The following is a 14,175-nucleotide window of genomic DNA, read 5'->3' on the forward strand; positions in this document are numbered from 1 at the left end:
CACTAAGCTGTGGGGGAAAGTCATAACGTCCTTAACTAACGGGCGCGATTAAACATGCCAGAAGAGGGCTGTCGTTTGGCTGAACACAACAGGTGCGAATATGTAAAAAAGTGTATTTAAAGTTGTTTCAGAGCCGCCGCCCATTCCTCAGTTTTCATCGAACCCACCGCCTTGAGCTTGCCGTTTGGCAAGACCTGTACAAACAGTGCGCTGCCATACTCGGCCGCATCGGCGTGGGGGTAACCCAGCTCTGTCTGGAGATCGCTGATGCAGCCACTGTGGGTCACCATGATCAAGTTGCGGCCAGGCTGTTTATGAGTGAGCAATTCTTCGCCCATGGCTTTGCCGCAGATGGCCGAAGGGGTCGATGACAATGTGGCCTTGCCGAACATGAATTGCGTGGTCTGTGCGGTGCGCGTCGCGGGGCTGGCGAGCACATCGGTATTTTCCATGCCCAGGGTATTGAAGGCTTTGCCCAGGGCGGTCGCCTGTTGGCTGCCGTTGATCGTCAGGCCTTCGGCCGGTCCGAAACACGGGTTGCTGGAGCGATCGCAGCGCTCTTCATGGCGTACCAGTACGATCAGGTCGCCGTTGCGCCAACTGGCCAGGACCCCGGAGGTCACCAGGCGGTTGCCGACGCCAAGGTCAACAGGGGTTGTTGGCCAGAACAGGAAGCCGGCCAGCAGTAGGCCGATAACGGCGACACAGGCCAATGACAATCGAGCTTTTTTCCAGCGCTTTAACATTGCCCCATTGGATTGGGATTTGCTCAGGGTTACGTCAGCCACGCTGTTCACCATCGTCACTATTATTGTGTTGTAAAAAACAGGCGCAACTAATCGGCGGATGCCCGTCATGGAGCAAAAGCCTGTCACAGGGCTGCTGTCTTTTAGCTGAACACTTAGATATTAAGAAGAGTCGATGGCGGTAACTAAAAAGTTGCCGGCAGTTGACGCTTGGCGGGCAATTTAGAGAGGTGAGGGTGGGCAAGCAGTGAAATCCATGTGAAAAATTTGCGTGAGGCATGCAGGCAGCCGTTATTCTCGTTTGGAGTCCTTCAAACGAGCGTTCTTATGTTGCAGGTGCAAGGTGTTCGCAAAAACTACGCCACGCCCCAGGGACCGCTGACGGTGCTGGCGGGGGTGGACCTATGCCTGACTGAGCGTAGCAGCCTGGCGTTGATGGGCGAGTCGGGCAGTGGAAAAAGTACCTTGCTGCATCTGATAGCCGGCCTGGATCGCGTCGACGCGGGCAGGATTGAGGTCGGTGGATTGCGCCTGGAGCAACTCAGTGAAGGGCAACTGGCCCAGTGGCGTCGAACCGAAATCGGCCTGGTGTTCCAGCAATTCAACTTGATCGGCAGTTTGCGCGTGGAGGACAACCTGGCGTTCCAGGCGCGTCTGGCTGGGCGTTTTGATCCGCATTGGCAGGCGCAGTTGGTAGAGCGCCTGGGCCTGGGCGATTTGCTCAAGCGTTACCCCGAACAATTGTCCGGCGGCCAGCAACAACGGGTCGCGGTGGGACGGGCGCTGGCCTCTCGACCAGGCTTGCTGCTGGCCGATGAGCCGACCGGCAATCTGGATGAAGCCACCAGCGATGAGGTGCTGCAATTACTCCTGGACCTGCTGCGTGACAGCCCCACCAGCCTGTTGATGGTCACCCACAGCCCACGCATCGCTGCACGGCTCGAGCACCAGGTGGTGTTGCATCGCGGCCGCGTCGTGCCCGCGGACGCCCGTTGAGATGGCCGTGTTTTATTGGGCGTTGCGCGCACTGCTGAGCCATTGGCGGCGTCATCCCGTGCAGTTCTTCAGCGTGTTGACCGGCTTGTGGCTGGCCACTGCGTTACTGACTGGGGTGCAGGCGCTTAACAGTCAGGCGCGGGACAGCTATGCCCGCGCCAGCCAACTGATCGGCGGCGAACCCCAGGCCAGTTTGAGCGCGTTGGACGGCAGCGGTTTTGCGCAGACATTGTTCGCCGAACTGCGCCGTGCCGGCTGGCCGGTTTCGCCGGTGGTGCAGGGGCGCGTGGTGCTCAAGGGGCATGAAAGCCAGCGCCTGCAGTTGATGGGCATTGAACCGTTGTCGTTGCCCGGCAGTGGTAGCGTGGCCGGGCAACACTTGAGCCAGGCGCAAATGCTCGCGTTCTTCGAGCCGCCGGGGCGCACCTGGATTGCCGCGCAAACCTTGCAGGCGCTCGGCTTGCACGAGGGCGCGCAGCCGCTGACGGCAGACGGGCAAGCGCTGCCGCCGTTACAGGTGCAGCCGGACATGGCCCCCGGCATGCTGCTGACCGATATCGGGTTTGCCCAACCGTTGCTGGCGATGCCCGGGCGACTCTCGCGTTTGTTGTTGGACAAGCACTTCGCCGCAACCCATCCCACGCCCCCGGTCCCATTGCAGCTCAAGCAAGGTGAAGACAACAACCTCGCACGCCTGACCGAGAGCTTTCACCTGAACCTCGACGCACTGGGTTTTTTGTCGTTTGTCGTGGGCTTGTTTATCGTCCACGCCGCCATCGGCCTGGCCCTGGAACAGCGCCGTGGCCTGCTGCGCACCTTGCGCGCCTGTGGGGTCAGCGCGCGGATGTTACTCGTCAGCCTCGGCGTGGAACTTGGCGTGCTGTCGTTATTCGGCGGTGTACTGGGCGTTGCCAGCGGGTATCTGCTGGCCAGCCTGTTGCTGCCGGATGTGGCCGCCAGCTTGCGTGGGCTGTATGGCGCCGAAGTGGCGGGGCAACTGAGCCTGAGCCCGGCGTGGTGGTTGAGCGGGTTGGGCTTGAGCCTGATGGGGGCCTTGCTCGCGGGGGCCGGCAGCCTGTGGCGGGCGGCGCGCTTGCCACTGTTGGCGTTGGCCAATGCCCAAGCCTGGCATGAGGCCCATGGGCGCTGGCTGCGACGCCAGGGTTGGGTCGCGGCGGCGACGCTGCTGATCGCACTGCTGGCGCTGTGGTTGGGTGACAGCCTGGCCGCCGGCTTTGTGCTGATGGCGGCCTTGCTGCTGGGCGCCGCGCTGGGATTGCCGGTGCTGCTCAATGGGGTACTGAAGGCCGTGCTGGGGCGCAGCCGTTCCGTGCTCGGCCAGTGGTTTCTCGCCGATTGTCGCCAGCAACTGCCGGCCTTGAGCCTGGCACTGATGGCATTGCTGTTGGCCCTGGCGGCGAACATTGGCGCGGGTTCCATGACCTCGGGGTTTCGCCATACTTTCAACAACTGGCTGGAACAACGCCTGACCGCCGAGCTGTACATCAACCCGCAAACCCCGGCCCAGGCTTCGCAACTGGGCACCTGGCTGGCGCAACAGGCGCTGGTGCAGACAGTGCTGCCCACCTGGCAGGTCGCGGTGCAATTGCAAGGCTGGCCGGCGGATGTGTTCGGCGTGGTCGATGACCCGACTTATCGCCAGCACTGGCCGTTGCTGGAGGCGGTGAACGAACCCTGGAACCACTTGCACCAGGACGACAGCCTGATGCTCAGCGAACAATTGGCGCGGCGCCTGCACGTGCAGTTGGGCGACGCCGTTGATATCCCCACGCCGCAGAGTCTGTGGTCACCCAAAGTGGTGGGGATCTACGCCGACTACGGCAACCCCAAGGGCCATGTGCTGGTCAATGCCCAGCACCTGTTGGCGCATTGGCCGACGCTGTCGCCTGCACGCTTCAACCTGCGTGTGGCACCGCACAACGTGACGCCGCTGGTGCAGGCGGTGCAGCGCGAATTTGGCCTCGACGACAGCCGCATCGTTGACCAACAGCAACTCAAGGGCTGGTCCAGCCAGGTCTTCGAACGCACCTTCGCGGCGACCGCCGCGCTGAACAGCCTCACCCTGGGGGTGGCCGGCGTGGCGCTGTTCATCAGCCTGCTGACCCAGAGCCAAAGCCGCCTGGGCCAGCTTGCACCGTTGTGGGCGCTGGGGGTGACACGCAGGCAACTGATGTTGCTCAACCTGGGCCAGACCTGGTTGCTGGCGGTACTCACGTTGATCCTGGCATTGCCCTTGGGGCTGCTGCTGGCGTGGTGCCTGGATGCAGTGATCAACGTGCAGGCGTTCGGCTGGCGCCTGCCGTTGCAGGTGTTTCCGGGGCAGCTCGCGCAGTTGCTCGGGCTGGCGCTGTTCGCGACGTTGCTGGCGTCGGCCTGGCCTCTGTGGCAGTTGTATCGCAGCCGCCCGGCGGACTTATTGAGGACCTTTGCCGATGAAGATTAGAGCGTGGCTGTGGGCGGCGTTGCTCCTGTTGAGTGCGTGCGATAAAGCCCCCGCGCCCGAAGAAAGTTTCGCCGGCCTGGGTAGCGATGCGGCGGATTTTGCCCAAGTGGTGCCCGGCAAGGTCTTCAGCTTTCCCGAGGACCACGGCCCCCACCCAGGCTTTCGCATCGAGTGGTGGTACGTCACCGCCAACCTCAAGGACGCGCAAGGCAATGTGTTCGGCGTGCAATGGACGCTGTTTCGCAACGCCTTGAAAGCAGGCCACACCGAGCCGGGTTGGCACGACTCGACGATCTGGCTCGGCCACGCCGCCGTCACCTCCGCCACCCGGCATTACGCCGCCGAACGTTTCGCCCGCGGCGGCGTCGGCCAGGCGGGCGCCCAGGCCGTGCCGTTCAGCGCCTGGATCGACGACTGGAACTTCGCCACTCGCCCTGGCGTGGCAAGCGCGCTGGCAGAGATGCAGCTCAAGGCCAGTGGTGCGCAATTCGCCTACGACCTGCACCTGACCAGCCAACGCCCGCTGGTGCTGCAAGGCGACAACGGCTACAGCCGCAAATCCGACCAGGGCCAAGCCTCTTACTACTACAGCCAACCGTTTTTCATGGCTGACGGCCGCGTCATCCTCGACGGCAAAACCTATCAGGTCAGCGGTCCCGCCTGGCTTGATCGCGAATGGAGCAGCCAACCCCTGGCCGCCAGCCAGACCGGCTGGGACTGGTTCTCCCTGCACCTGGACCGAGGCGAACAGCTGATGGTGTTCCGCGTTCGGCAAACAGACGGCGCGGGTTACCTGACCGGCACCTGGATCGATTCACAGGGCCGCACCCAGACCTTGCACAACGCCGATATCCAACTCACCCCGCTGAACACCACCCACATCGACGGGCGCCGGATTCCCACACGCTGGTCGCTGAAAATCCCCGGCAAACAGCTGGATATCACCCTTGAAGCGGTCAACCCCAAGGCATGGATGAACCTGAGTATTCCGTACTGGGAAGGGCCGGTGAAGTTTGAGGGTGGGGCGGGGTATCTGGAGATGACCGGGTATTGAGTGAAGTCTCCTGCAAGTTCGAAGGAAAGCCTCCTACGATGCATTCAGAAAAATACTGTACATCCATACAGTTTTATCCTACAGTCCATTCCAGGTGACAGGACGTCACCCGTCACCTGAGCTTCAATTTTTTAACTATGGATGGATAAAAAATGAAATCGAAAAAAAGCCTGATCCTGGGCGCGGCCATGATGGCTGCCTGCTTCACCTCGGCCTCTGCCCTGGCCGACGTAACCCTTCCTAAACTGACCCCTGGTACGGTCAACCAAGCTGTGGTTGACGCGCTCAAACCTGGCGGCAAGATCGAGGCGGTGCCGGTCTCGGCCGAGCTTCGGCAAAAACTGCTGGACGCGATGAAGAGCAAGGCCAAGGCGGTGACCAAGAACGCCAAAGCCGCACCGTTCAACACCGCCGTCGGCGAGTTGAAAAAGCCGAGCCAGGCTCAGCTGAAAAGCGCGGCCGTTGCCGATTTTGTACCGCTGTTTCCGACCCTGGACATCAACACCCTCTACACCATTGACCAAGTGCAGACGGGCCAGGATTTCACCTACCACTTCAACCTGCCGCAAAACGCGCGGGCGGTGGTGCAGTTGATCGACCAGAGCGCCGGTGCCGATATGTCGCTGAGCCTGTTCGTGGATGACGGCCAGGGCAACCCGCAGTTGGTGGCAACGTCCGACAACCCAGACAGCGCCGATGAATACCTGACCGGCATCCTGCCGGCCGGTGATTACTACTGGTTCATGCTGGCCAAGACCGCCAACAACGCGCAGTTCAGTTTCGGCGTGGCGGTAGACACCAATATCGACGCCTTCGAACCCAACGACACCGCGCAAACTGCGTTTGTGTTGCCGGACTCGATGAACAAGGTCAGTGGCAACCTCGACAACGCCAGCGATGTCGATTATTTCGATTTCAAGGCCGTGCGTGGCCAGAGCGTGAGCATGTACCTGGCGGGCGATGAAAGCGGCAGCCGCAACCAGTGGATCTTCGATCGCTTCGACGGGGTGAATTGGGTGCCTGTACCGGCCGGTTCCACCTCTACCTACCCGAGCGTTGCGCCCGGCACCACGGTCAAGGTGCGGGTACGTGCCAACCCGGCCGTGGCGCAGGACCCGAGCAAGTATTATCAACTGAGCCTGGGTTCCACGCCCCGTCTGGATACGCACGACGTGAAGGGTGACAACATCGTGCGGGTGCCGGTGAGTGAGATGCCGCTGGCCACGCAAACCGCTCGCGTGCTGAACTGGTCGACCAAATGGTCGGACTCCACCGGTGCGCCGCTGCTCGGTGTCACCCCGGTGCTGCGCGTGGATAACCACTTCATCGACTTGAACTACCGCTGGGTCGACTACACCGCGACCACCAACAGCGCCGGCGTGTCCCAAGCTTCAGCCAACATCGGTACCTGCTTCGGTGATTACAGCACCGTGATCAACGACAGCAGCACCGGCGTTCCATACAAGTGGGCGACCACCTATAACCAGGGTGGCTGGCGCATCGAGCTGGCCGAGTTCCCCGGTGTGGGCGTGGGCGGGAACAATGTGCAATACGTGAGCCTGGGGCATATCTGCACCCAGACCATTATTCACTGATCCAACGGCGTCAATCAGAAGGGGCAGCCTTGGCGGGCTGCCCCTTTTTTGTCATTCGGCGTTGAGTGCCAATTTCAGGGGCAGGCGCGCCAGGCTCGTGTTCGTCAACGAACCCAGGTACAACCAGTTGCCATATTCCCGCGCGGTGGTGATGGGCGAATAGTTGCCCGCACTGCCATCCTGCAGGTTGGCGATCACCTTGCCCTCGGTATCCAGCCCCAGCACAAAGGCTTTGCGCTCGACGGGCTTGGGTACCACCATCAGGGCACGCACCATCACTTTACGCAGTGAGGGATAGCCGGCGAAAGCATCCAGCAAAGCGTTGCGCGGTGAATACAGGGCGACCCAGAAGCGCTCGTGACCGTTGAAGCTGAGGTTGTCCGGCAGGCCGGGGAGGTTGTCGATAAACAGGTCGTGGCTGCCGCTGCGTTCGCCCTTGAGCCAATAGCGGCTGATGCGGTAGGCACCAGTCTCATTGACCAGCACGTATTTTTCGTCCGGGCCCAACGCCACGCCGTTGGCGAACTGCAGGTGATCGAGCAGCACTTCGGTGGTGCCGTGGCTGAAGTCATAACGCAGCAGGCGCCCGTCAGCGCCGTGCTCAATCACCGCTTCGCCATCCTGGCCGTAACCCCAGCGGCTCGACGCGTCGCTGAAGTAGGCATAACGTCCTTCGGCATCCACGACCACGTCATCGGTAAAACCCAAGGGCACGCCATTGGCGCTGGTGCTCAAGGTCGTGAGTTGGCGGGCGCCATCCAGGGCGAGCAGGCCCTTGATGCCATCGGCAATGATCAAGCGCCCATCCGGGTGCAGCGCCATGCCCAGCGGTCGCCCACCGGTATTGGCCAGTACTTCCAGGGTCTGGCTGTCGGGCGCGGTACGAATGATCCGTCCGTCATGCAAGCCACTGATCAGCAAACCCTGCGCATCCAGCACCAAAGCCTCGGGCCCGGGGATGTTTTGTGCGCCGACTTTCTGGACATGCTTCAGCCGCTGGTTTTCGGCATACACGCCGTCTTTCAATGAAGGTGCCTTGGGCGGCGTCCAGTTGACCGGCTGGACTTTGGTCGGCATCAGCAACAGAAAAGCGATCACCGCCAGAACCAGCACGAACAGTAGATGACGCAGTTTTTTGGGACGGGTACTCATGACGATTCCTGGTTGTCGTGGGGGGCCGGCTCCCAATGCAGGGTGCCGAACAGGTAGTCCATCAGCGGTAGCACAATGTTGAAATTACGCCCCTGCATCAACTCGCGGCGATGATGCAGGGCATGCAGCCGGTGCATCTGGCGCACCCATGGCAGGCGTGCGATGGGATGGGCAACGGGCAGGTGCTCGCAGGCGTGAAACACTTCGTAAAGTAAATACCCAAGGATCATGCAGGCGGCAAACAGCCCGGCGACGTTGGGGTTCAGTGGTTGGAGCAACCACCAGGCGGGGAGGGTGATGACCAGGCTGTGCAGCACGATCAGCCAGGCCGGGAACAGGATCACGCGCCAGTCCCTGGGGCTGCTGTAGGTCATGAAGCCGGGGGTGAAGAAACTGTGGTGATCGCCCGTATGGCGTGCGTAGAACAGCCGGGCGAAGGCGTGCTTGTGATGGCCCAGGTGACGGTGGACCAGGTAGATGCAGAGGTTGAAGAACACCAGCGTCAGCGGGACGGTCAGCCATTCAAGCGGGCTGATACGCTCGAGGGAGGCCCCGGCCAGGATGATGCAGAAAATGCCGTAGCCCAACACGAAACCGGCGTGCAGCCAGGGGTGGTAATGGCGGCTGACTCCGGCACGGTAGCGGGCGCGGAAGGCTTCGGTGGGATGGGCCATGGTGGGCAGCTCGGTGTTTTTTGTTGGAACGTCAGCTTAGTTGGTGCTCGAAATTGTGCGAGTTTTTGCAGGTGACGCGATCGGAGTGTGGGAGGGGCTTGCCCAACCGGTCAGTTGAGGCGCAACGCTGTCACTGTGGCGAGGGCGCTTGCTCCCGCTGGACTGCGCAGCAGGCCCAGTCTTTTCAAACCCAAAGCTGGGGTCGCTACGCGGCCCAACGGGAGCAAGCTCCCTCGCCACAGGTTACCCGTTGTCCGCTCTATCGCTTGACTGACCGGCATTGGGGCTTGCCCCCGATTGCGGTGTGTCAGCTACAGGTATTGGTTGACTCACATCAATGGGTCCCAGCGCTGCGACCAGTCACTTTCGACCTTGACCACCCCGCGCAACAGTTCCAGCGCCTGTTGCAACACCGCCGAATCCCGCGCCCGTGAATACACCAGGTAAGTCGGGAAACTGAACTCCGGCGCCTTGGGCACGCGTTGCATCACGCCGCTGTCCAGGTAGCTCTGCACGACGCGGGTGCGGAAGTAGCCGGCGCCGCCATTTTCCAGGATGTATTGCAGCGCCAGTGGCCCGAGGTTGAAGCTCAAGGCGGCACGCGCCTTGTCGGGCAGGGCGGCGTCGTGCTGCTGGCGAAAGCCCGGGCCCCAGTCGATATACACGTACGGCGCAGGCTTGCTCACCAGTTGCACCAGGATCAGTTTCTCTTCCAGCACCTGCTCCACCTGCAAACCCGGCCAGTATTGCGGCTGGAATACCAGGGCGGCATCCAGCACGCCCAATTCCAATTGACGCAGCAGGTAGTCGCCTTCGCGTACTTCGGTACGCAGCGCGTACCCCGGAATCTGTTCGCGCAGCACCCGCGCCCAGCCGAGCATCAACGGGGTGCACAGGCTGACCTCGCCACCGATATGCAGCACGTTGCGATAGCCGTCGGGCAACGGCAGGTCGCGCCGCGCCGCTTCCCAGGTTTGCAGCAACTGGTTGGCGTAAACCACAAACGCCTCGCCATCAGCGGTCAACCGCGCACCGGCGCGATTGCGCACGAACAGCGTGCTGCCCAACTGGCTCTCCAGGCTTTTGACCCGGGCGGTAATGGCGGTCTGGGTAACGTGCAACTTCTCGGCTGCGGCGGCCAGGCTGCCGCAGCGGGTGATTTCGAGGAAGGTGCGTGCCAGTTCGATATCCATGAAGGCTCCCGGGAAAGAATGGGGGCATTGTAGAACTGATCAGCGGCAGGTCAACGCACGCTGTCGTGGGGTTACTCCCAATGGCCAGTGTCGAGGCAACGCGCCGAAGGCGGCGGGTGCTTGCCATAAACCAGAAAATCCCCCAGCCAACGGGCCACACACCCATCGCTGCCGGATCGGGCCGTCTCCTTGAGCCGCAACTGCTCGACACCCGCAACGCCCGGTTCTCCCGGCCGGGTGTTGACCAGCACCATGCGTGCAACGCGCTCGGGAAACAGCGCGCCGTAACGATTGCCGAGCCGGGTGCCCTGGGCGTTGCCCAGATAATGCAGTTGGGCCTCGCCCAATTGTTCGCGCACATACTCCAGGTCTCGCGCGGCCTGTTCGATTGCGTTCGGGGCGTTGAGGTCACGCAGGCTCAATTCGATCACATCATAGCGGTCGACCAGTGTGCGATAGGCCGGGGTGGCATAAGACTCCCAGCGGCTGGCCAACTGCTGGGCAAACGTGGTGCGCTTGGCGGTTTGCGGCTCGCCGGCCTGGATGAAGACCACGCCTTCACGGTTGAGCGGTTGCCGCGCACCGACGCGGGTGAGGTTCAGGCGCACACGGCCACGTGCGGGGGCGGCGTGGTCGCGCGGGACGCTCACCTGGCCGCATTGGGTGCGTTCAAGCACCTCGGGATCCAGTCGTTCAAAAGCCGGGAGGGGGCAGTCCAGCAGCCACTCAATCGCGGTGGGCGCGATCAGCGGTTGCGCATGGGGCACTGCTGCCATCAGCCACAAGCACGCACCCGCCAGGCTGGTTACAAGAACACTGGGTTTCATCGAGAGGTCCCGGGCAGCCATGTGATGGCGGCTTTTTTACCAAGGACCTGGGGTCATAAAATGTAGGCAGAGAAAACGGTTTGTGTAAGAAACAGGAGTTTCGTTTATCGGATATCTGTACTCCATCCGCCACCCAATGCTTTGTACAAGGCAATGCTGGCTTGCACGCGCGACAGCCGCAGTTGCACGTTCAAGTCCTGGGCGGCGTACAGCGTGCGTTGGGTTTCCAGAACCGTCAGCAGGTCTTCCGCGCCGGCCTGGTAGCGGCTTTGCGAGATCTGGAAGGCCGTCTGGGCCTGTTGCAGTTCTTCGGCTTGCCACTGGCGCTGCTGGTCCAGGCGCGTGATGCTGCTGAGGGCTTTTTCCACATCGGCAAAGCCGTTGATGATCGCGCCTCGGTAAGCCTGCAGCAGCTCATCCTGGCGCGCGCGGGCTTTGTCGCGTTCGGCGGTCAGACGGCCATGGTTGAAAATCGGTGCGACCAGCCCGGAGGTCAGGTTGTAGAACGGGCTGCGCAGAATCTCTTCTGCCTTGGACGAGCCCGAGCCCAGGGTCGCGCCCAGGGTCACGGTGGGCAGCATCGCCGCGCGGGCCACCGTGATGTCGGCACTGGCCGCCGCCAGTTGCGCTTCCGCCTGGGCGAGATCGGGACGGCGGCTCAATAGCTGGCTGGGCACCCCGGCGCCGATGGCCGGCCAAGTCAGGCTTTGGAACGCTTCGCTGCCCAGGTCCAGGGTTTGCACCGGCTGGCCGAGCAGCGCGGCGAGGGTAATCCGGGATTCCTCGGCCAGTTGTTGGATCAACGGCAACTGCCGCTGCTGGCTGGCCACCAGGCTTTTCTGCTGGGCCAGTTCCAGGGCGGTGGCGGAGCCTGAGTCAAAGCGGGTTTGCACCAGGTTCAGCACGTTGCGCGCATTCGCCAGGTTCAGCTCGGCGATCTGCAGGCGTTGGCGTGCGGCCAGGGTTTGCGCGTAGCGGTCGGCCACATTGCTGAGCAGCGTCAGTTCCACGGTGGCCTGGTCGAACTCACTGGCGCGCAGGGTGTACAGCGCACTGTCCCGGGCGGCGGCGCGGCCACCCCAGAAGTCCAGCTCATAACTGGCGGTGAGGTTGGCGCCGAAGTTGTCCACGGTGTTGTTGTTTTCGGTGGCATCCAGCGACGAGTTACCGCTGCCGTGCAGCAGTTTTTCACGGCTGGCGCTCAGGTTGAATTTAACTTCAGGCAACAACGGCGCCCCGGCTATTACGGCACTGGCCTGGGCCTGGCGCACCCGTGCCATGGCGGCGGCCACGTCGAAACTGTCACGGCGCGCCTGATCGATCAGCCGGTTGAGTGACACGCTGCCAAACTGCGTCCACCAACGCTGGTTGCTTGCTTGCGCGGCCTCACGTTCCGCGTACTGCCAGGCAGTCGGCGGCGCGATGCCGTTGTCCACGGCCGGCGGGCTGCCGGCGCAGGCGCTGAGCGCCAGGCACAGGCTGAGCACGGATAGCGGGAAGGGTTTATTCACTGGTCAACGCCTTAACCGGATCGAGCCGGGCTGCTTTACGGGCCGGCATAAAGCCGAATACGACACCGGTGACCAGCGCACAGCCAAACGCACCCGCCACCGCCACCAGGGAAAACTGCACCGCCACCTGCGCCAGCACCAACACGCCGCCCACCAGCAGCGCCAGGCCGATACCGCACAGGCCGCCGACCACCGAGAGCATCACCGCCTCGGTGAGGAACTGGCGCAGGATGTCGCGCTGGCGCGCACCGGTCGCCATGCGGATACCGATTTCACGGGTGCGTTCGCGCACGGTCATCAACATGATGTTCATCACGCCGATGCCACCCACCAGCAACGAAATGGCGGCAATCGAGCCCAGCATCAGCGACAGGGTGTTCTGCGTGCGCGCTTCGGCCTGGATCATCGCGGCGTTGTTGGTCAGGTGATAGTCGGGCTTGCCGTGGTGCAGGCGCTTGAGCAATTGGTCAATGGCCTGCTCGGCGTCGTGTACCCGGCTGGCGTCGGCGGCGGCGATCACCACGTATTCCGGGTTGTAGCTGCCAAACAGGCGGATGCTGGCGGCGGAGTAGGGGATGGCGATGCGGTCGTCACTGTCTTTGTTGCCGGAACTGGAGCCCTTCTCCTGAAGTACGCCCACCACCTGGAATGGCACGTTTTCGATCAGGATGTATTGGCCGATGGGGTTGATCAAACCTTTGAACAACTTGTCGCGCACGCGGGCGCCGATCACCGCCACCGTGGCGGCGTTGCGTTCATCGGCTTCGGTGAAGTAGCTGCCTTCCACGACCGGCCAGTTGAAAATGCCCGGGAATTGCGTGTCGTTGCCGCCCACATAGGCCATGTAGTCAATATTGCCGAAGCGCACGCCGGCTTCGGCGCCGTTGACCGGCATGATGCGCTTGACCTGCGGCAGCGTGGCCAGCGCCGCCACGTCCTGCGGGGTAATGATGCCCAGCGGTGTACGCGGGTTCGGCGACGAACCACTGACATACAAAATGTTCGAGCCGAATGCGCCCATTTGCGCCATCACCTGGCGCTTGCTGCCTTCGCCCACCGCCAGCATCACCACCACCGAGGCGACGCCGATGATGATCCCCAGCAAGGTCAGGGCCGTGCGAAATCGGTTGATCCACATCACCCGCCACGCCGCCCGTACGGCGTCGAGCAGCTCGGCCTTCCAGGCGCCGTTGTGTTCGGCGCCGTCGGCCAGGCGCTGGCGCAGGTCCACCGCTTGCAGGGCGCCGGTCGTAAGAGTGGGGGCGGGGCTGTCGGCTTCGGCCGAGTCACTGATGATCAGGCCGTCGCGGATCTCGATGATACGGTTGGCGCGTGCGGCCACATCACGGTCGTGGGTGATCAGGATCACCACGTGGCCTTGGCTCGCCAACTCGTCCAGCAGGTTCATCACCTCGGCGCCGCTGTGGCTGTCGAGGGCGCCGGTGGGCTCGTCGGCGAGGATGATATGCCCGCCATTCATCAGTGCCCGGGCAATCGACACGCGTTGCTGCTGGCCACCGGAAAGCTGGTGCGGACGGTTGCCGGTGCGCTCGGCCAGGCCCAGGCGAGTGAGCAGGGCATAGGCCCGCGCATGGCGTTCATCGGCACTGATGCCGGCGTAGATCGCCGGCATCTCGACGTTTTCCTGGGCGGAGCCCGACGGGATCAGGTGATAGCCCTGAAACACAAACCCGAACGCCTCGCGGCGCAGCCAGGCCAAGGCGTCGCTGTCCAGGTGCGCGACATTTTCCCCGGCGAACAGGTACTCGCCTTCGGTGGGGCGGTCGAGGCAACCGAGGATATTCATCAACGTGGATTTGCCGGAACCGGACGCACCGACGATGGCGACGAATTCCCCGGCATGAATCGACAGGTCGATGCCGCGCAGCACGTCGACTTGCGGGCTGTCACCGCCGCCGTAGGATTTGCGGATGTGCTTGAGTTCGATCAGGGGCGTGCTCAA

Annotated in this window: 11 protein-coding genes; 4 read left to right on the forward strand and 7 right to left on the reverse strand. The window is 62.7% G+C overall.

Annotated features, from left to right (window positions below; translation table 11 throughout):
• Positions 1–116 precede the first annotated feature (116 nt).
• A complete protein-coding gene (pmrG, locus tag MJP36_RS12745) occupies positions 117–797 on the reverse strand; it encodes a lipopolysaccharide core heptose(II)-phosphate phosphatase PmrG (RefSeq protein WP_425226335.1) in 681 nt (226 codons plus the stop codon).
• Between the two features lie 276 nt (positions 798–1,073).
• On the opposite strand from pmrG, the gene MJP36_RS12750 reads away from it, so the two are divergent.
• The 4 genes from MJP36_RS12750 to MJP36_RS12765 all read left to right on the forward strand — a co-directional run bounded on the left by MJP36_RS12750 (position 1,074) and on the right by MJP36_RS12765 (position 6,855).
• Entirely contained in the window at positions 1,074–1,742 is a 669-nt protein-coding gene (locus MJP36_RS12750; RefSeq protein WP_244385473.1) for an ABC transporter ATP-binding protein, read from the forward strand.
• Position 1,743: 1 nt separating this feature from the next.
• Positions 1,744–4,206, forward strand: coding sequence for an ABC transporter permease (locus MJP36_RS12755; protein WP_244385474.1), 2,463 nt, complete (start codon positions 1,744–1,746; stop codon positions 4,204–4,206).
• A complete protein-coding gene (locus MJP36_RS12760; RefSeq protein WP_244385475.1) occupies positions 4,196–5,260 on the forward strand; it encodes a lipocalin-like domain-containing protein in 1,065 nt (354 codons plus the stop codon). The genes MJP36_RS12755 and MJP36_RS12760 overlap by 11 nt, the downstream gene beginning before the upstream one ends.
• Before the next feature lie 152 nt (positions 5,261–5,412).
• Complete coding sequence (locus MJP36_RS12765; protein WP_244385476.1) at positions 5,413–6,855, forward strand: hypothetical protein; 1,443 nt, start codon at positions 5,413–5,415, stop codon at positions 6,853–6,855.
• Between the two features lie 51 nt (positions 6,856–6,906).
• Here the strand turns inward: MJP36_RS12765 and MJP36_RS12770 are convergent, their stop codons facing one another.
• From MJP36_RS12770 to MJP36_RS12795, 6 genes are all read right to left on the reverse strand, one after another.
• On the reverse strand, positions 6,907–8,007 hold the full coding sequence (locus tag MJP36_RS12770) for an SMP-30/gluconolactonase/LRE family protein (protein ID WP_244385477.1): 1,101 nt from the start codon (positions 8,005–8,007) through the stop codon (positions 6,907–6,909).
• Positions 8,004–8,681 (reverse strand): sterol desaturase family protein, encoded by a 678-nt coding sequence (locus tag MJP36_RS12775; RefSeq protein WP_090369976.1) that lies wholly within the window; start codon positions 8,679–8,681, stop codon positions 8,004–8,006. The genes MJP36_RS12770 and MJP36_RS12775 overlap by 4 nt, the downstream gene beginning before the upstream one ends.
• A 329-nt stretch (positions 8,682–9,010) precedes the next feature.
• Positions 9,011–9,874 (reverse strand): LysR family transcriptional regulator, encoded by an 864-nt coding sequence (locus tag MJP36_RS12780; RefSeq protein ID WP_060756827.1) that lies wholly within the window; start codon positions 9,872–9,874, stop codon positions 9,011–9,013.
• A 71-nt stretch (positions 9,875–9,945) separates the two neighbouring features.
• On the reverse strand, positions 9,946–10,701 hold the full coding sequence (locus MJP36_RS12785; protein WP_104994237.1) for an alpha/beta fold hydrolase: 756 nt from the start codon (positions 10,699–10,701) through the stop codon (positions 9,946–9,948).
• A gap of 104 nt (positions 10,702–10,805) precedes the next feature.
• Positions 10,806–12,212, reverse strand: a complete 1,407-nt coding sequence (locus MJP36_RS12790; protein ID WP_244385478.1) for an efflux transporter outer membrane subunit — start codon at positions 12,210–12,212, stop codon at positions 10,806–10,808.
• The gene (locus tag MJP36_RS12795; protein ID WP_244385479.1) at positions 12,205–14,175 is read right to left on the reverse strand and encodes a MacB family efflux pump subunit; all 1,971 of its coding nucleotides are present in this window, start codon (positions 14,173–14,175) and stop codon (positions 12,205–12,207) included. Before MJP36_RS12795 ends, MJP36_RS12790 begins: the two co-directional genes overlap by 8 nt.

This window comes from Pseudomonas palleroniana, from assembly GCF_022836895.1.
Lineage (GTDB): Bacteria > Pseudomonadota > Gammaproteobacteria > Pseudomonadales > Pseudomonadaceae > Aquipseudomonas > Aquipseudomonas palleroniana.